Source organism: Anaerobutyricum hallii DSM 3353, assembly GCF_000173975.1.
GTDB lineage: Bacteria > Bacillota > Clostridia > Lachnospirales > Lachnospiraceae > Anaerobutyricum > Anaerobutyricum hallii.
The window spans coordinates 1-22136 of sequence record NZ_ACEP01000039.1; the positions used below are offsets into that span (position 1 = coordinate 1).

Below are 22136 nucleotides of genomic sequence, written 5' to 3' on the forward strand. Positions count from 1 at the left end.
GCATCCTCACAAATCAGAATTTTTGCCAAAATCATTCCAATTTCGAAAGCTGCAATTCCCCCAAATACATCTGCAATTACATGTTGTTTTATAAATAATGTCGATGCAAATATCCCCAGTGACATAAGAATCGTTGCCACTCGATAATAGTTGGTTCTCTTTTCTGTTTTGAAATTCATTTTGTAGGCGGCACGTATGCAGCACCAGCTCTCTAAACAGTGAATAGACGGAAATAGGTTGACGGGAGCATCTACAGAGTAAATAAAGCGAACAAGCTGACTGAATATATCTGTTCCTGTAATTTCCGGCCGGGTTAATGTGGTTGGAAACAATATAAAGAAGAATAGACAGATGACTTTGGAAAGAATATCTCCAAGTACAAACTGATAGCACAGTTTTTTGCTGTCTCTGCCAATTAATATGTAATTCAATGCCCACTGGACATATGCCAGTACATAAAATATGACAAATGGTGTCAACAGTGGAATCTTTTCATCTAGCGAGATTGCCAGTGAGTAAAAAGATAAGTGGTTTCGAAGTTGTGCTGCACCTATGTAGATACAGTTATTTATGAGTAAAGCTGCGATAATCGGCAGGATTGCATACTTTGGCAGTAAATTATTGAATCGTTCTTTTATGTTCGAGTGCATGACCAATGACCTCCCCCATCTTGACGGGCACTTCTTTTGTCAGTGCAGAACTTTGTAAAATGTCCTCGCGTATCTGAACTTGTTCTGGCTCAATCAGTACGATAATTGTAGAACCTCCATATTGAAAATATCCTTTTTCCTTTCCTCTTATGGTACTTCCTTTTTCTTCATGATTGACAATCCGCCCAACAAGCATTGCGCCAACTTCCATCTGTACTACTGTGCCAAACTTTTCTGTCCGAATTAATGTATATTCTCTGCTATTCTCAGTAAATACAGGAACTTCCCGGAGGGCAACGGGTCTTACCGTATGTAAACGTCCTGGAATAAAAAAGTTTCTACTCTTTTGCCCGGAATCCACATAACAATATCTATGATAGTGATTTACACACAAACGGTATACAAGGCAGTATCCCCCATGATAACGCTGTGCCAGCTTTTTGCTGTGCAACAGAGAGGAAATTGTATAATGGCTCTGCTTTACAGGAAAAACGGTATTCTCTTTTATTTTCCAGACAGATAATAGACCGTCACATGGTGCGATTAAATGATTTTCCTCCATATCTATCGGACGCTTGCCCTGTTTTATTTTCCTTGAGAAAAAATCATTAAAACTTTTTATATCTGTTGTTTCATAATCTGATAATTGGATTGCATTTTGCTTTACAAATGGTTGAATGAGAAATGACGACAATTCAGAATCTAAAAAATGCCCACAGATACGAGAAAGCCGTGGGCCGGTTAACGGTTTTAAAAGAAATCTTCCTGGAACTGTATTATATAAAAATTCTAGGATAGTCATATGTAAATCTCCTGTCTGTAATCTCTTAATTCTTAAAATTTATGTACAAAAATTTCCATAGTATTCTCATAAAATACTACAAAGTTTAAATGTTTATATGAAAACTTTACTTTTTCAAAAATTTCAACGCAAAAATCAAAACAACGCACTCTACCGCACCAAAGAAAATCATAGTAGCGATTCCCTTATTCTGCGGCTTTTTAATCTGTATTTTTGAAATAAACAGGCCGCCTGTAATCAACATAACTCCAAAATACAAAAATGTCAGGTCTGCACGAATAAGCATATGTATAAGCAGTACTGCTGGAAAAATTAATGCTGCAGACGTTACTGGTAAGCCTGTATAAATTTTGGCTCCTGTCTCATCTCTGTTCTGGTCTTCTTCTTCCATCACGTTAAAATAGGCCAGGCGAATCATTGCAGCAAGTACATACAAAACAGCAATCAGGCTTAAAACAATCTGTGTCTGTAAAGTATAGTGCGTGAGCAAATAGCGGGTCACTCCAGATAAATCAGGAATACACATCGTATAGCGAAGCATTGCGATTCCTATACATGCCGGCAGCATACCAAAAGCTATCAAATCTGACAATGAATCTATCTGAATGCCAAATTTTTTCATCTGTGTTGTGCGGTCTTTTTTGCTTCTGGCTACTTTTCCATCAAATGTATCACACAGTCCGGAAAAAAGCAGAAAAAACATACCAAGGTATGGATGCCCCATCCCATTTAGACAAAGCATAATTCCTATTGTTCCCGACATCAGTGACAAATAAGTAAGTATCACTGTGTAATCATAAAATCCTATCATTTTCATTCTCCAATTTCTTTTTTCTCTTAATCGTTACATATCCTATCAAAACTGCAGTCAGACTTACAAAGATACAGACATAAAAAGACAGGCCTCTGCTAAGCATTTCAAGCTGAAATGCGGCTTCCCTGCTCATAAGCTGCTGATATCCTTTCAACATCAGATAATCTGTCACTCCCATTCCTCCCGGAATCGGGACACAGTTTGAACCCATAACAACATAAATCTGTGTTGCTAATAACTGTGGAAGCTTGCGTAAATCTCCATGCAATGCTGCAAAGGAAAAAAGTGTTACGATAATCTGCGACAATCTCTGTAACAGATTCAGGATATACACCTTCCATAACATTCTCTTTCCATCAAAAATCACATCCACAAGACTACTATACTTCTCGATAGAAACTTCCAGTTTCTTTTCTAACTTATCTGCAAGCCTCCCACAATGAATCATCCGTAAAATCCGGACAAAAAAGGTACCGACAGATTCGATCAATGCCTGCCTTCTCAGCAGAAGATAAAAGATAATCCCAAGCCCTGCTAAAGCTAAACCACCTGCCACGATCAGCACTCGACACCCGATACTGAAATTCAGAAAAACTTCCGGAAAAATCAAAATATCTACCAGCCCGATCGTCAAAATCGCAAGGGTATACATAATAAGATTCAGTAGCAGCGCAGCCATAACTGCTGTTCCTGCTATTCCATCCTTCAGCATAAAATATGCACTTGCCGGCTGTCCTCCTGAAGCAGATGGCGTAATTGCAGAAAAATACACATCTGCCGCCGAATAAACAAAGCCATGGCTTCTCTTTGCCGGATATCCCATATGCCGGACAAGAACTCTTAATGCTTCCCCTTCAAAATAAATAAAACCAAGCATACTTACCGATGCCAGCAAAATACCTTCCCAGGATGCCTCTTTTAAACTTGCCGTCAGTTCGTTCAAAGAGATGCCGCTCCCCTGAAACACCGTATAAATCGTTATTATGGCAAAAACAGAAACCACAATAACACCAATTATTTTCTTTAAGTTCTGTTGAATTATACTTTTTTCTTTCATAAATATGTGTTTCTTATGTATCTTTCCCTATAACTATCCCTATAACTCCAAATCAAATGCATGTAAAACCTGCCTGTTATTCTTGTGAAATATTCCTCTTTTTGTTTGTGTAAGTCTTAACACTAGAGCGTGTTTGAAAAATGCTTTCTGCAAGATGTGCATCACAATTTGCGGGAATGATTTTTCAAACACGCTCTAGTTATAACTATAACATACCCCTGTTTTCTTTCCTACTAAATATTTCTAAAGATTTTTAAATATTTAAGTAAAAACGCAGAATACCTAATATTAAAATATGAACCGGATAAAAAAGATAATTTATCCATTTATTTTGCCTTCCTCTTTCACCGTTATATGTTACTGTCATAGCAAATCCCAAGCAAGAATATAACTCTTTAATAATCGAAAGATAGCCCAATCCCGCTCCAAGTATTGGTTTATCATAAAAAATATAAAAAATGTATGCAACAATAATCGCATGATAATCATAATCCAGACTGAGCGCCATCGCTACTGCACACGAAATCCCTACAACAACGATTGAGATACTATACCACAAAACTTTATTGCTAATCTTTGCTTTTACAGCATCAATAATCCAAATTGTAATAAGACATAATGCTAAAGTAAACATGATGTTATTCCAATATGGATCAAAGAATACTTTTGATGTAAACATGTCAAACGGAACTTCAGATATCACACCAAATAGCAAAAGCGTTATAAGATACTTCTTCCTGTTACTGGTCTTAAAAAATCCTTCTACAATAAAAAACACAAAAATAGGAAATGCAATCCTGCCCAGAATTGAAAAAAGATTAGATAAATGTAATAAAAATCCCTTCCCATTTAGAAAAGGGGTTATCAACGCATTGTTTACATGATCTATCAGCATGGATATAAATGCTATATATTTTAACTGTGCCCCATTAAAAATCTGAAGTTTTTTTAATTTATCATTTTCAAATCGTTTCCTTACTTCCATGATTCCTCCTATCCTCATCTTATGGACAACTATAAAGGTACTCGTGAGTGTTAGTAAAAAACAGAAATACGCTTTGTTTTCGTACTATTTCTCTCTTCTTGATAGTAAACAAACAGCTTCTACATGGCCGGTGGAAGGAAACATATCTACTGGCTGAATCTCTTTTATACGGTATCCATTTCCTGTAAGGTGCTTTAAGTCTCGGGCAAGTGTTTCCGGATTGCAGGAAATGTAAACCACTTTCTTTGGTCTTAAGCGAAGCAGGGAATCTAAGAACTTCTTATCGCTTCCGGAACGTGGGGGATCCATAAAGACAACATCAGCTTTTTCCTTGTGTGATGCCATTTTTACCATAAAATCTCCTGCATCATCTTTATAAAAACGAATATTTTTTACTTTGTTCTGCTTTGCATTGAAGACAGCATCGCGGACCGCATCTCCATTTAATTCTACAGAAATGACTTCTCCTGCGTTATCACTTGCGACCATTCCAATTGTGCCAATTCCACTGTACGCATCAATAACTCTTTCTTTTCCGGTAAGTCCTGCAAATTCAATCGCCTTATTATAAAGAACTTCGGTCTGAATTGGATTTACCTGATAAAATGACTTCGGAGAAATGCGGAATGTCTTGCCGCAAAGCACATCCTCAATATAGCCTTTTCCATAAAGAATCTGCTGCTTATCCCCAAGAACCATGCTAGTATTTCTGTTATTTACATTTGCAATAATTGTTGTGATTTCCGGATGTTCTTTTCGAAGTGCTTTTACAAAATTATTTTTGGATGGAAATACTGGAGATGCTGTAACTAATACAACCATAATCTGACCAGTATGATAACCGGTACGAACTAAAATGTGGCGCAAAAATCCATAGCCAGTATCTTCATTATATGGACGCATCTTAAAAGACTTCATAAGGGAAGTTACTGTATTCATGATTTCATCCGCTTTCTGATTCTCAATCAGACAGGAATCGACACGAATAACACGATGGCTACGGTTCTCATAAATCCCTGTAAAGCAGTTGCCGTGGCGGTCTCCTGCTACAACTCCATGTACTTTATTACGGTAATGCCACGGATCTTTCATTCCAATAATCGGCTTTACCTTTCCAAAACTTTTTAAAAGCTTATTTGTATTTTTCTGTTTCTTCTTTAACTGTTCTTCATATGGCAGGTCAATATACTGGCAGCCACCACATTTTTTTTCATAAGGGCACTTTTTACTCATTATTATACCTCCAACAAAAAAAGCTCGGAGAGCTTACACCCTCCGAGCGTTCGTTCAAGAAATTAAATATTGGAAAACTACAATTATTTAACTGTAACTTTTGCTCCAACTTCTTCTAACTGTTTCTTGATGTCTTCAGCTTCTTCTTTAGAAACTGCTTCTTTGATTGCCTTAGGAGCACCATCAACTACAGCCTTAGCTTCTTTTAATCCTAAACCTGTGATTTCACGAACAACTTTGATAACTTTAACTTTCTGTCCGCCAACTTCTGTTAACTCAACATCGAATTCAGTCTTTTCTTCTGCTGCTTCTCCAGCACCTGCTCCTGCTGCAACTACAACACCTGCTGCTGCGGATACACCAAATTCTTCTTCACAAGCTTTTACTAAATCATTTAATTCTAATACGGATAAACCTTTAATAACTTCAATAATTTCCTGAGTTGTCATCTTATTTCCCTCCATAAATCTTATATTATAATATTAATTATTCAGCTGCTGCTTCGGATTCTGCAGCTCCACCATCTTTCTGCTCTGCGATCTGTTTGATTACGCGGGCAAAGTTTGTAATTGGGGACTGAATGCTTCCCATGAATTTTGCGATAAGTTCGTCTCTTGATGGGATAGTTGCGATTGTTGCAATACCTGCTGCATCGTAGTAAGTACCTTCTACAACACCGCTCTTTAACTCACAGCATTTTGCTTTCTTAATAAAGTTAGCAACGATTCTTGCTGGAGCTGTTGCATCATCTTTGGAAATTGCAAATGCGTTTGTTCCTTCCAAATCTTTTACAACGCCTTCGAATTCTGTACCTTCTACAGCACGTTTTACCATAGTGTTCTTATAAACTTTATAAACAACACCTGCTTCACGACACTGTTTACGAAGTTCTGTTACATCAGCTACGGAAATTCCACGGTAATCTACAACTACCATAGATTTAGCTCCGTCAAGCTGAGCCTTAATCTCGTCAACAATAGGCTGTTTTAATTCTACTTTAGCCATCTTCCTGGTGCACCTCCTTAAATATTTGTGTGTACCGCCGTCAGTTCATCTTTCGATGAAATAAAAAAACTCTCTGTCCAAAGACAAAGAGCAGAAATATTCTAAGAATAAAATTATCTGAATATAACTTCCTCGGCAGGTGTTCTCACTTTATGCCTTACGGCGCCTGCTGTCTTCGGCGTTCATACTTTGGTATGATATCATGGGTATGAAGAGATGTCAAGTGTTTTTTTAAAAAACAGACGAAAAACTTTATACAATATTATATAAAATGCTTCGTATCACTGCACTCTTAATGCTCAATCGCATTAAGAGCTTGTTCTAAGGCACATTTTTATATAATATTGTATAAAGTTTTTCTGTATTAGAGCGTGTTTGAAAAATGCTTTCTGCAAGATGTGCGTTACAATTTAGGGGAGATTTCGCCTGAATGAGGGCGGCGTAGCGGGCTACGTCAACTGAATGAAGGCAAAATATACCGCAAATTGGGGCGTGCAGGTTGCAGGAATGATTTTTCAAACACGCTCTAGGCCGTTGCAAAAATGCACTGACCATGGTTATGCTATCACCTGCTATCAAGGGAGGGATTTGTAGATTGCTGTTTTGGACTATGATTAAATTCAATTCATCTAAAAATCATCCAAAGACAGCTTCCGAATTAAATGGTAAATTAATAGTTATTTCCGAAGAAATATTCATATGGATTTATATATCCATTGCCATTGTCATTTCCAAAATTTCCATTGCCATAACCATAGTCTCCGGAATTTCCATTGCTATTACCAGAGTTGCCATTGCTGTTTCCATTATTATTTCCATTATTGGAGTTATTATTGGAATCATTGCTGGAATCGCTGGAGTTATCTGTTGTTACATCACTGAAATCACTCTTTTTACCAAGAGTTACTGTAACGGTCTTTTCCTCGTATGTTCCGCTCTGGTTTGCTCTCTTAAATGTGATTTTTACTTTTGTATTAGCTTTTTTCAGTGCCAGTTTTTCTTTTAAGCCGGACATTGTAGATACGTTGTTACCCTCAAACTTGGTAATGACATCGCCTGCAGAGATTCCTGCTTTTTCTGCTGGTGATCCGCTGACTACCTGTGATACATAGATTCCGCTAGGGATTCCAAGTGCGCTGGAATAAGATTCATTAATGTCACGGCCTACGACTCCAAGGAATGCAGCATCTTTTGTGCTTACGCTGTTGGCATTCATTAAATCTGTTAAGATAGTTTTAGCTGTAGTGATAGGAATCGCATATCCCATACCTTCTACGGATGTATCTTCTAACTTCGCATTGTTGATACCTACAACCTGACCATCCATATTAATAAGTACACCACCACTGTTACCAGGGTTGATTGCGGCATCTGTCTGAAGAAGATTCATTGTTCCATCTGTTAAAGATACTTCTCTGTTCTTTGCACTGACTACACCTGTTGTAACGGACTGTCCATATCCCAATGCATTACCGATTGCTACTACTTCTTCTCCTACTTTTAAATCATCAGAACTTCCAAGTGTTGCAACTTTAATCTTTGATGCTGTAGAGTCTTTGATATCCTTTATCTTTACAGAAATAACTGCAAGGTCTGCACTGGAATCTGTTCCTACAACTGTAGCTTTTGCTGTTGTATCATCTACAAATCCTACGGTGAGGGAAGTGGCATCGGATACTACATGATTATTTGTTGCGATCATAAGATTATCTTTTGTCTTTGCAACGATAAATCCTGAACCTGCTCCTTCTGATTCCTGTGTACCAAAGCCATAATAATTGGAAGACTGAATTGTACTTGTAATAGATACAACAGATGGCATCACTTCATTAACTACACTTGCTACATTACTGCTGGAGCTGCTTGAGCCGCTTGATGATGTCTCGCTCTTTGCACTTGTTGTTCCCGATGTTGTTTCAATTCGATCTGCTGTAGAAGGATATAATTTATCTTTTGCTACGGACACTCCTACAAAGCAGGCTCCCGCTACAAGACCAAATACTGCTGCAGATGCAACTAACTTGGCGGCTTTCTTACCCATTCCGTTCTTATTATTTTTACTGCCATTCTTTCTCTGTCTGCGTCTCTTATCAGGTTCCGGCGGGATATTCCCATAATAATTTTCATTATTATAAGTACTCTCATCTCTCCATCCGTGGCTGCTATAAGAATTATTATAAGTATCGTTGCAATTATTTCCATTGTCATACTGATAGGAACTGCCACCTGTACCTTGTTCTCTGTAAGAATATCTATGACTCTCTGTATTCTCCTGTGTTACCGATTCCTCAATCGGTGTTACATCTATAGCTACTTGCTGACTGTTGTTTTCCTGGTTATTTATCCTGTTGTTCTCTAAATTCTCATTATGGAATCCATTTTCAAATTCGTTCATAATGTTATCCCCTTTCCTAAGTTTGTAACCTTATCTTAGCAACGATGTGTGATAAATTTGTGTTGTATTTATGGCAAATTTATGGATTTCTACTGATTTTGCAGCTTTTTCACACTTTTTTCGTAAAAGCAGGAAAAGAAATAACCTTGTGGAATGCCCTATTCTATTGTATAATAAGTTAGAAAATTATCCCAGTAAGAGGTATATTACGCCCTTTTTTCCATATATATATCCCTTTTGGGTGATGGAGGTACACTTTTATGATTAAAGAGAATCAAAAATATCTTAACCGGTTCCACGTCGTTCTTGATGCACTGGTTATTTATTGTTCCTTTTGTCTTAGTTACTATATTCGATATATATGCCCTCTTTTTAAAGACATTTTTCCTCGTTTTGGTTACTGGCGGCAGTTGTGGCAATATCAGGGTATACTTCTTGTTCTGATTCCTGTATACCTTATTTTATATGCAAAGTTTAATTTATATAAACCAAAAAGATTTCAAAATAGGACTTCAGAGTATGCGAATCTCATTAAGGCGAATTCCATTGGAATGGTTTTCTTCTTTATATATATAATCTTTATGAAGATTCCCCATGTTTCACGAAGTCTTCAGTTAATGTTCTATGTTCTTTCCATGCTTCTTACCATTGCTGAAAGGGCGGCAATCCGTTATGCATTAGAAAGAACTCGCAGAAAGGGATTTAATCTTAAACATGTTGTTGTTATTGGTTTCAGTGCAGCAGCCGAAGCCTACATCGACCGTATTAAGTCAAACCCACAGTGGGGCTACACCATTCACGGTATTTTCGATGATAATCTCAAGGCTGACTTTTCTTACCGCAATACTTTTTGCATTGGTAAGTTAAAGGATGTAGAAAAGTTTCTTCAGAACACTTCTATGGATGAGGTGGCAATCGCACTCAGCTTGAAAGAGTATTATAAACTGGGAGATATGGTTGCTATCTGCGAAAAGTCTGGTGTGCATACAAAGTTTGTTCCAGATTATTATAAATTTATTTCTACTAACCCAGTTACTGAGGATTTGAACGGACTTCCGGTTATCAACATCCGTAATGTTCCGCTTACAAATACTGTAAACAAATGTATCAAACGTCTTGTGGACATTATTGGTTCTATCGTTTGTATCATTCTCTTTTCACCGATTATGGCTGTTGTTGCTGTTCTCGTTAAAAAGAGTTCCCCAGGACCAATTATTTTCTGTCAGGAACGAGTCGGTCTTCATAATAAACCTTTTAAAATGTACAAGTTCCGATCGATGGGAGTACAGTCTGCCTCTAAGGAACAAAAGGCCTGGACAGTACACAACGATCCCCGGGTCACTCCCGTGGGAAGAATTATCCGTAAGACCAGTCTTGACGAACTGCCACAGTTATTTAATGTATTAAAGGGTGATATGAGTCTCATTGGTCCACGGCCAGAACGACCTCTTTTCGTTGAGAAATTTAAAGAGGAGATTCCTCGTTATATGATAAAGCATCAGGTACGTCCCGGTATGACAGGATGGGCACAAGTTTGCGGCTTCCGTGGAGACACATCCATTGAGGGACGAATTGAACATGACATTTTTTATATTGAAAACTGGACATTATCTTTTGATATTAAGATTCTATTTCTTACTGTATTTAAAGGATTTGTCAATAAAAATGCTTACTAACACAGATTTTTTAACTAATGAATGTACTCTCCGAAACATTCCATAAACCTATTAAATTTCCAGAAGTACCTATGACAGAATGGAGGCATATTTTATGAAATATGGTTCAATATATAGTAAAGATAACATTGAAAACAAATATAACTATTCCAGCACAGGCGGCAGACGAAGTTCTCAGAATAATTTCGAAACTTCTCACGACCATCATACACATTCCACATTGAATACTGATGGCCTGCTTCGAAGTTCTTCCGGTACAGGATATCATTCCTCTGGTTCTTCTATAAAAAATTCTGGCAAACCATCAACAAAGAAGTCCTCTTCCCAGAACAAGCCTGATACAAAGTCTCAAAAGCGGCAGACTTCTGGCGGACGAGCTTTAACTTATCATGAACGTAAAAAAAAGAAAAAACGGGGATGTTTTCCCTTCCTTCTTTTAATCATTCTTTTAATTGCCGGGGCGGTTTTTGCATTCCGTTTCTCATTAAAAGGTGCATTCTCCAAAATAGAAAAATATCCTTTAGATAAAACAAGTGTAACTGTAAATGATACGGATGCTAATATAAAAGATTATCAAAATATTGCTCTTTTTGGCGTTGATAGTCAGGATAATAAAATTAAAGATAAAGGTTCCCGTACCGACTGTATCATCATTGCCAGCATCAATAAATCAACCAAAAAGGTAAAATTGATGTCTATTTACCGTGATACCTATGTAAGTATTGATGGCGAATACGATAAGATTAATGCAGCATATTCTTATGGCGGACCAGAACTTGCCCTTCGCACAATTAACCGTAACCTGGATTTAAATATCACAGATTTCGCCACAGTTAACTTTAAAGCACTAGCCGATGCTGTTGATGTGCTTGGCGGCATTCCATTGACCATTAATTCCGAAAAAGAATTACAGAATTTAAATGATTATATTGGTAATATGAATCATATTAATGGTGGAAATTCTCCGAAGTTTGAAAAAACCGGAACTTATACCTTCGATGGTAATCAGGCTGTTGCCTACTCTCGTATCCGCTACATGGAAGGCGGAGATCACGCAAGAGCTAACCATCAGCGACTTGTTCTTGAAGGTATTATGAATACAGCTAAAAAACAGCCGCTAAAACTTGGAAAGTTAATCAGTACTGTTCTTCCACAGTGTAAAACGAGCCTCTCTAATGACGCTCTCACAAAGCTGACTCTTTCCATGGCACGTTGTAAGATAGAAGATTCGCAGGCTTATCCTTTTAAATCTGAAGATGAACGATATAACGGCATCTATTACGGTTTTCCAATTACAGCCCAGACAAATGTAAAAAAAGCACACGAATATCTCTTTGGTACGAAAGATTATAAACCAACAGAAGAGCTTCAGAAGATCAGTGCGAAGATTAAGGTTGTAACGGATTATATTGGGATTACGGAATAGCGCCATATAATACCCTATATCTGTGGCCTCGGAGCAAGGTTTGGATGCAAGCGCATAAGCGAGCATTCAAACCGCCGCGACTAAAGTCACAGATATAGGATATCTTCTCTTTGGTGTTTCGTCTATTTGCTTACGGCAAATCACTATTCTTCGTAATAATTAAACTTCGGTGTTGCCTGTATCTGACAGGATGCTTTCATTGTTCTTCTATTTTTATGAAGTTGTACGTTAATAAGAAGCATTTCACCGTTTTCTACCATTTCCTGAATATCATCTTCTGTTAATTCTTCATAATCCTCTGTTATCATATCTGCATATTTGAGTTCAAGATATACATCACACATATTTCCTAATGATTTGTGATATTCGATTTCATCTGGGTCAAGCTCATTTTCACTTTCTGCTGGTGCATATCCGTAGGACATAATAATCGGAATTCCCAGTTCTTTTGCAAGTTTACGGATTCCATCCATGAGCGGTTTCATATCCTCAGAATCTTCTACTGAGAGTATATTTTCAATATTATCAATAAATACCACTGGCTTATGTGCTCCCTCTGTTACGATGGAACGAATAAGTTCTGCTAATATATCTCCTGCGGAGGCATCTTCCATATTTTCTACATATTCAGACACTGCTTCCTGATCAAGTACAAAAAGATGTTCACTGATTCGTCCTCTGTACCAATTCAATTCATCTTTTAAAGAACGAATATCTGCGCCTTTTTCTCCTGTCATGATTGCCATAGAGGATACTGCTTTTTCTTCATCTTTTTTATTCATTTCATAGCTGAGACGAGAGATAGTATCTACCATAAGGTCATAGCGGGTAAGCTCTGTTGAAATATAAAGTACATCTACACCGCTTTCTGCTGCCCGGTCGGCTATCTGCTGCATAAATCCGTTCTTTAAATACTGAGGTGTAGCATCTACAAAGTAACTTCCTTTATGAAGGCCATAGCGGAGCATTGCATCTAAACGTTTGAATCCTGTGCTTAACTTTCTGTTTTCCTGTGTATCTACAATATACTCTTCAAATTTATCCATAAAGCTTGCAGAGTTTTTGAGAACAAATGGATTGCGGACACTTACCTGGAATTCTTTTTCTTCGACATTCTTTCCTGTTAGAACTACTGCGCTAAATTCTCTTTCTTCTTTTTCTGGAGCTGTTTTTTCCTTACGTTTTACAATATTCTTGTGTTTTCTGGAATGTGATGTTCTCTCACTGTGTGCAGGCTTCTTCGTCTGTGAAGATGTCCTCTCTGCCTTTTCCGGTCTTGTTTTTTCTACCTGAATTGTGTCTTCTGATTCAGAAATGTATTCTGCTTCCTTGTATTCTGCTTCTTTCTCTATTTTCTTAGAAACTCCCTTATTTGCTATCTCTTTTTCCTCTGTCTCAGAGCACTCACTATTTGCTGCCTCTTTCTCTTCTGTCTCAGAGTATTCTCTATTTGCTGCCTCTTCTTCTGTCTCAGAGAACTCCTTATTTGCTGCTTCTTCCTGAGCTGCCTCTGAGGTCTCTCCCTCTTCTTCCTCAGAGTTTTCCTCTTCACTGCTTATTTCTTCCTCAGAAGCTTCTTTTAAAATACTTTCTGGCTGTTCTGATACATCTTCGGCACCTTCCGTCTTATCAGATTCGTCCTCCGTTTTTTCTGCAGAGTTTTCTTCTAAATTCTCCTCAGAAACTGCCTCTTTTTCTGTTTCTTCAGATTTGTCCTGACTGCTTTCTTCTAAAGTTTCTTCATTTGCAGGTTCTTCTAAATCTTCCTCAATAAAGTCTTCATCCATAGCAAGTTCTAATTCTCGCTCGAGGTCATCTTCATCTAAATCTTCTAAATCTTCAAGAGCATCTTCTTCTGTATCTAACGCGGATACCGCTGCCTTTTTCTTCTTGCCATTTTCCTGTTCTTCAAGCCATGCATCAAGTGCTACTTCTGAACCAGCAAGTTCCAGTAAGAGCATTCTTTTTGCACGCTCATAGACTTCACCCTCCAGGCCAAGAGATGCCAGATTATCCAAAGCTTCATCTATCTCTGCCTGTGTGTGGTCTCCAAGAACTAATTCGCCCGGATCAACATATTCAAATTCTTCCGCTTCTTTTTCTGAAACTTCAGAATACTCAGGCTGTTCTTGTACTTCTTCTGCTGTCGGCGCAGGGGTTATCTCAGAACTTTCTTCTGTTGCTGTCTGTTCCCCGGCTGTTGATGCACTCTCTTCCATCGGCTGTTCTGTTGCTTCTTCCTCTTTCGGAATTTCTTCTGATTTCTTCTCTTCCTCTGCTTTCCCGGCTTTCTGTGCCGCTTTTAACTGCTCTGCTGCCAATGCTTCTTCCGCTGCCTTAAGCTGTGCCTTTAATTCTTCAATGGAAGGACTTTGACTTTCTTCGGACTCCTCTTCTAAATCTAATTCATCAAAGTTTAAATCATCCTCGCTCAGTTCTTCCTCTGTCTCCGATATTGGTTCAGCCTTCTTCTGTACTGCGTTTTCTTGTGCCTCTTTTGCAAGTTCTACTGCTGACTTTGTTTCTCTGGCTTCCTGTGGCTCTGGCTTAGCTGCCTGCTGTGCTGCCCTGGCAAGTTCTACCGCTGACATTGGCTGGCTCTGTGATTCTGACTGTGAACTTTCCACTGCTGGTTCCCTCGTTCCTGCCATTCCACTTCCAACAGCACTGCCTGCACTTTCGCCTTCAAATGCCATCGGTGCCGTTTCAGCTGTAGTACCTGTTTCCGTCTGCGCCAAAGTTTCTTGTTTTTCTTCTGAGTCAGAAGACGTATTTCTGGAAATAACTTCTCCGATCAAAGATTCCATATCTTCCTGCGTCACAGCTCCGCCAGTCTGACTCATTAGATTTTTCAAGTTTTCGAAAATCGTCTCGTTAATTAATCCTAAGTCTGCATTGGCATCTTCAGCCAGAATCATCTCTGCATTTTCCTGTACTACTTCCTGACTAATCATACGAAGCATATCATCTGAAAATGCCGGCATTCCCTGTGATTGGCTGGTTTGCTGTGCTGTTGTTCCATCTCCCTGTCCGGCAGACTCCTGACTATTCTGCTCTCCTGCTGTCTGATCTGGTGCGATTCCAGACTGTTCCAGAATCTCATCTGGTAACTCATCACTGATATCTTCTGGAGCCACTCCCGCTTCAATCTGTTTTTCCCGATAAAGTTCTTTCTCTATCTCTAATTTTTCCTCTGGTGATAAATCTTCATAATCTTCAAAAGAAACGAGTTCATCACTGTTCTTTTCCATATAATTTAAAATTTCCTGCTGATGAAGTGCAAATTCCATCGGATCTTTTCCGCGCTTTCTTGCCTCTTCCATAAGACGTTCTGCTCTCTTTTCTGCCTCAAGCTTCATCTGATCCTCTTCTTTGGCCTTCGCGATTGCTTCTGCGGCTAACTGAGAAGCTGATTTGGTTTCTGGCATCTTCATCTCTTTAGGTTCATATTCCTCTTTCTGATGTGCTTCCTCATCCTTATCCACAGCTGACTGTGCAAGTTCCCAGGCTGAAACTGGCCTTCTTCTCTGCTCTTCTAATGCTCTCTCTTCTGCCTTGTTGGCCTCATCTTCTGCAAGCATTTCCGTCGCTGTCTTTTCCCTTCCATATCGAATCTGAGAACGGTCAAATGGATATTCTACCTTAGGATCATTTAATCCCATCATCTGCATAAAATTATTATAGATCAAATCATTAAGATTCGCCGCTTCCTGATGATTTACATCGTCTTGTCCAAACATATCGTAAGAACTGCCATTACCATAATCTTCGGACGCACCACTGTCTGTGGATGCCATATTTCCATATCCATCTGCAGTTTCTGACTGTTGCTGAATATTCGCATTTTCATTCTCCATTACCTGTGCAAAAGGATTCTCCTCATGTGACTCACTCTGCATCTGTAAACTATTCTGCTGCGGAGTCATTTCCTGTTGTGACTGTGGGGCTGCTGTCTCTCTTCTTCTGCCACCATTTCTTAACCGTTCCTCTATCATATTCACTGCAGAAGCTGCCTGCTCGGAATCATCCATCTCCTCAAATGTCTTCGGTGGGAAAATATCTGGTGCCAGAGATTCTGCCAGCTTCTGAATCGTATCAGAAAGTTCCTGCTGTTCCTCTGGTTCTTCTGGTCTCCCGGTAATATTCAGCGCCATATCAATAATATCATTAATATCAAATGGTCTTTCTTCGCTTCCTTCTGTTGCAGTGTGCTGTGCTCTCACCACATCCAACAACGCTTTCATCATATCTTCCATTATAGATTAACCTCCGTTACATGTTCTGTCTGCCTGTTTAGCTTCTCATTCTCAATAAAGATATTCTAACACCTTTATGCAATTATTACAAACAAGTATTGCATTATTACACATTTTCCATCACTTTCTTTCAATTCATATAAATAATTGTCATAGACATTGATTTTTTTAACTAATTCTGCGATACTAGATATAGAATATTATAGATACTTGATTGATTATTGCATGAAAGGAGTACATTTTGAAAACTTATATTGATTTACATATTCATTCTACTGCTTCTGATGGTACATTTTCCCCAACAGAAATTATAAATGATGCCCTAAAACTTGCTGGTGATAAAAATCCTGTTGTAATTGCTCTTACCGATCACGATACAGTTGCTGGCACAGAAGAATTTCAGAAAGCTGCTGCCAAACATAAAGAACGACTTACTGCCATCTCTGGTGTAGAGATTTCTACAGACTATCACGGAGTAGAAATTCATGTTCTTGGCTATAACATCGACACAAAAAATAAGGCTCTCTTAGAACGCCTTGCCGTTTGTCGTGAAAGCCGTGACGGACGTAATGCAAAAATTATTGAGAAACTTCAGGAACAGGGCTTTAAGATTTCCATGGACGAAATCAAACCAGATAAGCCAGGCGAAACAATCGCCCGCCCACATATCGCAAAGCTTCTTATGAAAAAGAAATATGTTTCTTCTGTTCAAGAAGCATTTGATAAATATCTTGCAGAGGGAAGATGCTGCTATGTGGAACGTATCATGCCTACTCCGCAGGAAGCAATCGAACTAATCAAAAACAGTGGCGGTGTCCCTGTTCTTGCACACCTTATGTTCTATAAAAAGTTAGATTCCGCCAAAAAAGAAACTCTGGTCCGCGAATTAAAAGAAGCCGGCCTTGTTGGAATTGAAGCTTACTATAACACTTACACTCCTGTTGAACAGGAATATGTTGCTGGTCTTGCCAAACAGTGGGGTCTTCTTAAAACAGGCGGAACAGACTTCCACGGTCAGAACAAACCACATATTTCCTTATTTAAAGGACAGGGAGAAATGGAAGTACCAGAAAGTATTCTCCCAGAATTTTTGGCTAGTTTAATTCGTTAAGCGACAGACGCCCCGGAAGAGAAACGCTATCCTATATTTGTGACTCTATCACTGCGGGTTGAATGTTCGCTTACTGGCTCCCATTCAATCCTTGCTCTAAGGCCACAAATATAGGATAGCGTTTCTCTTCCGGGGCTGTCTTTGGCTGTTTTTAGTTGAATTAAAATAATGGTTGGAGAGATTCGGGGGATGGAAACAGAGGGCTTTGGCTGAATTTTGTTTGAATTAAATAGTAAATCCATCTCCTTGACTTCTGGTAGCAGGATTTGTTATATTAGTCAGATAGTAAATTATCAATGACCATTAATACTATGAGAGAGGAGATTTTTCATGAAAATAACAAATAAACTCTGTCTTTCTGTCGCTTCAGCCCTTTTATTCTTCGGGCTTTGCACTTATCCGGCAGTTTCTCTGAATGCAAGTCAGACAACGGTCAAAAGCCAGAGCACAACCAGTTCAACCGAAGCCGTCTCACTGAAAGCACCTTATTTTACTGTTACACCAGGATATAAAAGTGCACAAATCACATGGAAAGCCGTCACTGGAGCTAATAAATATAAACTCTTTTGTTCCGATGGACGTTCTGTTAAGTTTAAAAAAGCCGGAACTTATACATTTAATCAGTTAAATGAAGGCCAGACCTACACATTTACTGTAAAAGCATTCGCTCCTAACGCAAAAACAGTTTCCAGAAAGCTCTCTGCTACGATTCCCGTAACCATTTCACAGAATGTAACTGGATTATCTGTCTACGCAAGCAATAGCCGTCTCAACTTAAAATGGAACACACTTTATAACGCAAGCGGTTACAGTGTATATAAAAAAAAGGGCAGCCGCTACACTCTTTTAGCAAACACCACCCGCTCCACTTATCAGACTTCCATTACAAGCGGCGCTTCAAGTATTACTTTTATGGTAAAACCTTACACAACGATTAATGGAAAGAATTATACTTCTTCAACAGGAGCTACTGTAAGCTGTACCCCTAACACTTTACTTTCACCATTAAAAACAATAAGAACGATGACTTACTTCTGCAAGACAACCAAGAAAGTTTCTCTTTACCGTTCCTGGACTTCTAAAAAAGTTGTTAAAACATTAAGCAGCGGTGTAACCGTTGATTTAATCGGACGTAATACCAAATATAAGAGAAGCGAGATTCTCTATAAAGGAAAGACCTACTACCTCACTACAGGAAGTCTTCGCGCTTTCAAATGCAACTACACAACATCCAAATATTCTACTGCTCAAAAACTTGCTTATGTTAAAAAGTATTCCAGCAAAACCAGCTATTTAATCTGGGTCAGTCATTATACACAGGAAGTCAGCATTTTTCAGGGTCGAAAGAACAATTGGAAATTAATTAAATCGTTCCCTTGCGCCTCCGGAAACTATAATACCCGTTCTCCCCATGGAACTTTCCGCATTGGTCAGAAGGAAAATGGCTGGTATTATGTTAATACTTATGAAGAATACATAACTCATTATTGTGGAAGAAACTCTTTCCACACCAGAGTACACCGTTACCCATCCGGCAGCAGCCAGAATCATCATAAATTTCCAATTGCAAGCACGGTGTATGCAGATGCTACAATTGGTAAACCAGCATCTAATGGATGTGTGCGTCTGATGGACTCCGATGCATATTATATCTGGAAATATATGCCAGCGAATACTACGGTAATTTCTTATTAAGCTCTGGGTTGCCGCAGGCAGGGGAGACGCTCCCAACGAGAGAAGCCATCCTATATTTGTGACTCTATCACTACGGGTTGAATGTTCGCTTACATACTCGCATTCAATCCTTGCTCTAAGGCCACAAATATAGGATGGCTTCTCTCGTTGGGAGCTGTCTTTGGCTGTTGCCAGATTATCTTAGATATCTAAAAAGAAGGGGTTCATTATAAGTTTGATTTTGTTCTGTCGCGCTAAATGTTCCATTCTGCCTGATAAAACAACCTTGCTCAAAAACAATCTCGTGAGGTTACAGTCAGAACTCCACAGCGCAAAGGAATAAAATTCAATCTTATAGTGAACCCATTCTTTTTCAATTTTTTCTGTGCAATCCGGCTTAAAAATTTTGAAAACGCCTGCTTACTTTAATTCTGCAAAATAGATAAAAGACAACTTAATTTATTATTGTAAAATTGCTGTGATATCATAGCAATCACTTATATGTCAATCTTTAGTATTCATTTTCTGGAAAGCCATAACCTTTTGAAAAATCTCAAAATTATCTAACATAATATTCTGATTCTGCCCCAACCAAAGCACAGCTCCCCGAGAGTGAAGAAATCTGTGGTCGGATTGCCAGAAGAATACGAGAAGAAGAGTCAGTAAAAAATCACCCCATTTTGTGACTTTGTGCTGTGGAATTTTGACCATAGAAACTTCGGATTCGTTTCTCCGAAGTTTCTGTTTTATTGGGCAAAATGGAACGTTTAGCACAACGGAACAAAATGGGGTAATTTTTTACTGACTCTTTTCTAAATTCTTCTGGCAATCCGACCACAGATTTCTTTTCTCTTGGGATGCGTCTCCTTTGCCTGCGGCAAATCAAAAATTATTTTATGATTGTTCCTCCCCCCACTACGTGGTTATCCCTATACAGGACTACTGCCTGGCCTTTGGTAATCGCACGCTGTGGTTCTAAGAAATGAATGTCTACTGTTCCATCTGAATTTTTCCTGGCGGTTGCTTCTTTTTCTGTCTGGTGATAGCGGATTCTTGCCTTAGCGACTTCGTCCTCCGCTAAGTTCTCTATCCAGTTGAAGTCATTTGCAATTAAATCAGTCTTAAATAAGTCTTCATTGCTTCCGACGATGACTTTATTCTCTTCCGGGCGGATTTCTGTTACATAGTATGGCTTTGGTGCGGATATGCCGAGACCTTTTCTCTGTCCGATAGTATAGCCATAGTAGCCCTTGTGCCTACCGACTACTTCGCCTTCCTGATTTACGAAGTCTCCCGGCTCGCTCTTTTTGCCCGTTGTTTTCTCGATAAATGACATATAATCTCCATCTGGAATAAAGCAGATGTCCTGACTATCGTGCTTATGGGCATTGAAAAATCCCTGTTCTTCTGCAATCTTACGAATTTCTGTCTTGCTGTAATCTCCCAAAGGGAAACATGTATTGGCAAGCTGTTCCTGTGTAAGAGAATACAGTACATAGCTCTGATCCTTGCTGTCATCGACACCTTTTAACAGATGATATCCCTGCTCATCGTGTGTGATTTTTGCATAATGACCCGTTACGATAACATCACAATGTAATACCTTCGCTCTCTTATATAAATGCTCAAATTTTAAATGACGATTACACTCGATGCAGGGATTCGGTGTCATTCCATTCTGATAACAGGAAATAAAATTATCAATAACTTTTTCCTTAAAATCATCTTTAAAATTAAATACATAATATGGGATTCCCAGTTTAACACACACGCTTCTGGCATCCTCAATATCACTTAAAGAACAACAGGTTTTCTCCCTTGCCATTCCAATATCTTCATTATCATAAAGCTTCATTGTCACACCAATACAATCATATCCTGCCTCTTTCATAAGGTATGCTGCTACTGATGAATCAACACCACCACTCATAGCGATTAATGCTTTCTTTGCCATTGCAATCCTCCTATATTTTTAATGAAAAAATCATGTAGATGTTTCCTTGGTCAACAGCTACTATGATAACATTCTACCATTTGAAAGTAAAGATATTCTAATTGACAAACAGTCTCATTCCCACTATAATCATTACGGCATCTTTTGAATTATTTTTTGTAAATCATGCAAATTTTATAAAGTTATCCACAATATTTTCCCAAAGCACTGCGTCTATCCACAATTTTTTTGAAGATATTGTGTATAGAACTTGTAAATCACACTTATAGATAGAAAGAAGGTTTTTTGTTTGAATAAAAAAGTCCAAATTTCAGAATCCATAGAACTTGGTATCCTGCTTGCGCTATCCGGCGGCTTTATGGATGCCTATTCCTATATCGGCAGAGGCGAGGTATTTGCAAATGCCCAGACGGGAAATATGCTCCTTCTCGGTGTCCATCTTTCTGAAGGAAATATTCCTGCAGCTATCCGCTACCTTTGCCCTGTTCTTGCTTTTACCTTTGGAATCGCACTTGCAGACATTGTCCGAAATTCAGGAATAGGAAGTCATTTGCATTGGCGGCAGATTTCTGTTGTGGCAGAGGCTATTATTCTTACTATCGTAAGCTTTCTCCCACAAAGTCATAACCTTCTTGCAAATAGCTTAACTTCCCTCGCCTGTGGCATTCAGGTAGAAAGTTTTCGTAAAATTCATGGAAATGGTATCGCTACTACTATGTGCATCGGAAACTTGCGAAGCGGCACACAGAATATTTACACGTTCTTCCAGACAAAAAAAAGAGAAGCTCTTGAAAAAGGGCTTCTCTATTACGGAATTATTCTTTGCTTTATCTGCGGGGCGATCATCGGAAACCAGTGTATTAAATACTTCCATGAACGGGCAATCCTTATATCTTCCGTATTGCTGTTGTTGGCATTTATAATGATGTTTATCACCAGAGATGAAGAGTGACATCCTCCCCCACCTGTAGAGGTTGGGGCTTCCCATCCTCGGCAAGTTTGGTTCTCGTTCGATAGCACTACCGTGCTAAGCATATGCGAGCTATCCCCGTGTGTCCCACGGTTGTGTTATGTTTTTTAAGGTCATGATGCAATTAT

General features: G+C 38.7%; 19 protein-coding genes and 1 other annotated feature. Of the genes, 6 read left to right on the top strand and 13 right to left on the bottom strand.

Going from position 1 to position 22136, the window contains the following annotated elements:
* The 10 genes from EUBHAL_RS03185 to EUBHAL_RS16675 form a co-directional block, all read right to left on the bottom strand.
* Positions 1–650, bottom strand: a 650-nt coding sequence (locus EUBHAL_RS03185) for a phosphatase PAP2 family protein (RefSeq protein WP_005344800.1), incomplete at its 3' end; no start/stop codon positions are given.
* Positions 619–1452 carry a phosphatidylserine decarboxylase gene (locus EUBHAL_RS03190; RefSeq protein ID WP_005344808.1) on the bottom strand — a complete coding sequence of 278 codons (834 nt, stop codon included), beginning with the start codon at positions 1450–1452 and terminating at the stop codon, positions 619–621. The genes EUBHAL_RS03190 and EUBHAL_RS03185, both read right to left, overlap by 32 nt.
* Positions 1453–1558: 106 nt before the next feature.
* Positions 1559–2269: a CDP-alcohol phosphatidyltransferase family protein gene (locus tag EUBHAL_RS03195; protein ID WP_005344809.1), complete on the bottom strand. Its 711-nt coding sequence runs from the start codon at positions 2267–2269 to the stop codon at positions 1559–1561.
* Positions 2247–3323 (bottom strand): lysylphosphatidylglycerol synthase transmembrane domain-containing protein, encoded by a 1077-nt coding sequence (locus EUBHAL_RS03200; protein ID WP_005344811.1) that lies wholly within the window; start codon positions 3321–3323, stop codon positions 2247–2249. The genes EUBHAL_RS03195 and EUBHAL_RS03200 overlap by 23 nt, the downstream gene beginning before the upstream one ends.
* Before the next feature lie 76 nt (positions 3324–3399).
* Positions 3400–3504 carry a DUF6783 domain-containing protein gene (locus tag EUBHAL_RS17165; RefSeq protein ID WP_349096636.1) on the bottom strand — a complete coding sequence of 35 codons (105 nt, stop codon included), beginning with the start codon at positions 3502–3504 and terminating at the stop codon, positions 3400–3402.
* A 72-nt stretch (positions 3505–3576) separates the two neighbouring features.
* Positions 3577–4308, bottom strand: coding sequence for a TraX family protein (locus tag EUBHAL_RS03205; protein ID WP_022169484.1), 732 nt, complete (start codon positions 4306–4308; stop codon positions 3577–3579).
* Positions 4309–4392: 84 nt separating this feature from the next.
* Positions 4393–5541 (bottom strand): 23S rRNA (uracil(1939)-C(5))-methyltransferase RlmD, encoded by a 1149-nt coding sequence (gene rlmD / locus EUBHAL_RS03210; protein WP_005344815.1) that lies wholly within the window; start codon positions 5539–5541, stop codon positions 4393–4395.
* An 83-nt stretch (positions 5542–5624) separates the two neighbouring features.
* A complete protein-coding gene (rplL, locus tag EUBHAL_RS03215; protein WP_022170219.1) occupies positions 5625–5990 on the bottom strand; it encodes a 50S ribosomal protein L7/L12 in 366 nt (121 codons plus the stop codon).
* Between the two features lie 37 nt (positions 5991–6027).
* Complete coding sequence (gene rplJ / locus EUBHAL_RS03220) at positions 6028–6546, bottom strand: 50S ribosomal protein L10 (RefSeq protein ID WP_005344817.1); 519 nt, start codon at positions 6544–6546, stop codon at positions 6028–6030.
* 53 nt (positions 6547–6599) lie between these two features.
* Positions 6600–6743: a sequence feature (ribosomal protein L10 leader region), on the bottom strand.
* Positions 6744–6867: 124 nt separating this feature from the next.
* The gene (locus EUBHAL_RS16675; RefSeq protein WP_081452252.1) at positions 6868–7065 is read right to left on the bottom strand and encodes a DUF6783 domain-containing protein; all 198 of its coding nucleotides are present in this window, start codon (positions 7063–7065) and stop codon (positions 6868–6870) included.
* Here EUBHAL_RS16675 and EUBHAL_RS16680 point away from each other — a divergent pair.
* A complete protein-coding gene (locus EUBHAL_RS16680; protein WP_308806073.1) occupies positions 7009–7140 on the top strand; it encodes a DUF6783 domain-containing protein in 132 nt (43 codons plus the stop codon). The genes EUBHAL_RS16675 and EUBHAL_RS16680 overlap by 57 nt on opposite strands.
* 76 nt (positions 7141–7216) lie before the next feature.
* On the opposite strand, the gene EUBHAL_RS03225 is transcribed toward EUBHAL_RS16680, so the two are convergent.
* Entirely contained in the window at positions 7217–8941 is a 1725-nt protein-coding gene (locus EUBHAL_RS03225; RefSeq protein ID WP_005344819.1) for a S1C family serine protease, read from the bottom strand.
* A gap of 260 nt (positions 8942–9201) precedes the next feature.
* Here EUBHAL_RS03225 and EUBHAL_RS03230 point away from each other — a divergent pair, with 260 nt between their 5' ends.
* On the top strand, positions 9202–10617 hold the full coding sequence (locus tag EUBHAL_RS03230) for an undecaprenyl-phosphate glucose phosphotransferase (protein WP_005344820.1): 1416 nt from the start codon (positions 9202–9204) through the stop codon (positions 10615–10617).
* A 94-nt stretch (positions 10618–10711) separates the two neighbouring features.
* Positions 10712–12043 (top strand): LCP family protein, encoded by a 1332-nt coding sequence (locus tag EUBHAL_RS03235; RefSeq protein ID WP_022170217.1) that lies wholly within the window; start codon positions 10712–10714, stop codon positions 12041–12043.
* Between the two features lie 143 nt (positions 12044–12186).
* Here EUBHAL_RS03235 and EUBHAL_RS03240 read toward each other — a convergent pair whose 3' ends face one another.
* Entirely contained in the window at positions 12187–16299 is a 4113-nt protein-coding gene (locus tag EUBHAL_RS03240; protein WP_005344824.1) for a hypothetical protein, read from the bottom strand.
* 241 nt (positions 16300–16540) lie between these two features.
* Between EUBHAL_RS03240 and EUBHAL_RS03245 the strand changes: the two genes are divergently transcribed.
* Complete coding sequence (locus EUBHAL_RS03245) at positions 16541–17410, top strand: PHP domain-containing protein (protein ID WP_005344825.1); 870 nt, start codon at positions 16541–16543, stop codon at positions 17408–17410.
* Positions 17411–17740: 330 nt separating this feature from the next.
* Positions 17741–19105 carry a L,D-transpeptidase family protein gene (locus EUBHAL_RS03250; RefSeq protein ID WP_005344827.1) on the top strand — a complete coding sequence of 455 codons (1365 nt, stop codon included), beginning with the start codon at positions 17741–17743 and terminating at the stop codon, positions 19103–19105.
* 868 nt (positions 19106–19973) lie between these two features.
* Here EUBHAL_RS03250 and mnmA read toward each other — a convergent pair.
* A complete protein-coding gene (gene mnmA, locus EUBHAL_RS03260; RefSeq protein WP_005344830.1) occupies positions 19974–21038 on the bottom strand; it encodes a tRNA 2-thiouridine(34) synthase MnmA in 1065 nt (354 codons plus the stop codon).
* A gap of 289 nt (positions 21039–21327) precedes the next feature.
* Between mnmA and EUBHAL_RS03265 the strand changes: the two genes are divergently transcribed.
* Complete coding sequence (locus EUBHAL_RS03265) at positions 21328–21990, top strand: YoaK family protein (protein ID WP_005344836.1); 663 nt, start codon at positions 21328–21330, stop codon at positions 21988–21990.
* The last annotated feature ends 146 nt before the right edge of the window (positions 21991–22136 follow it).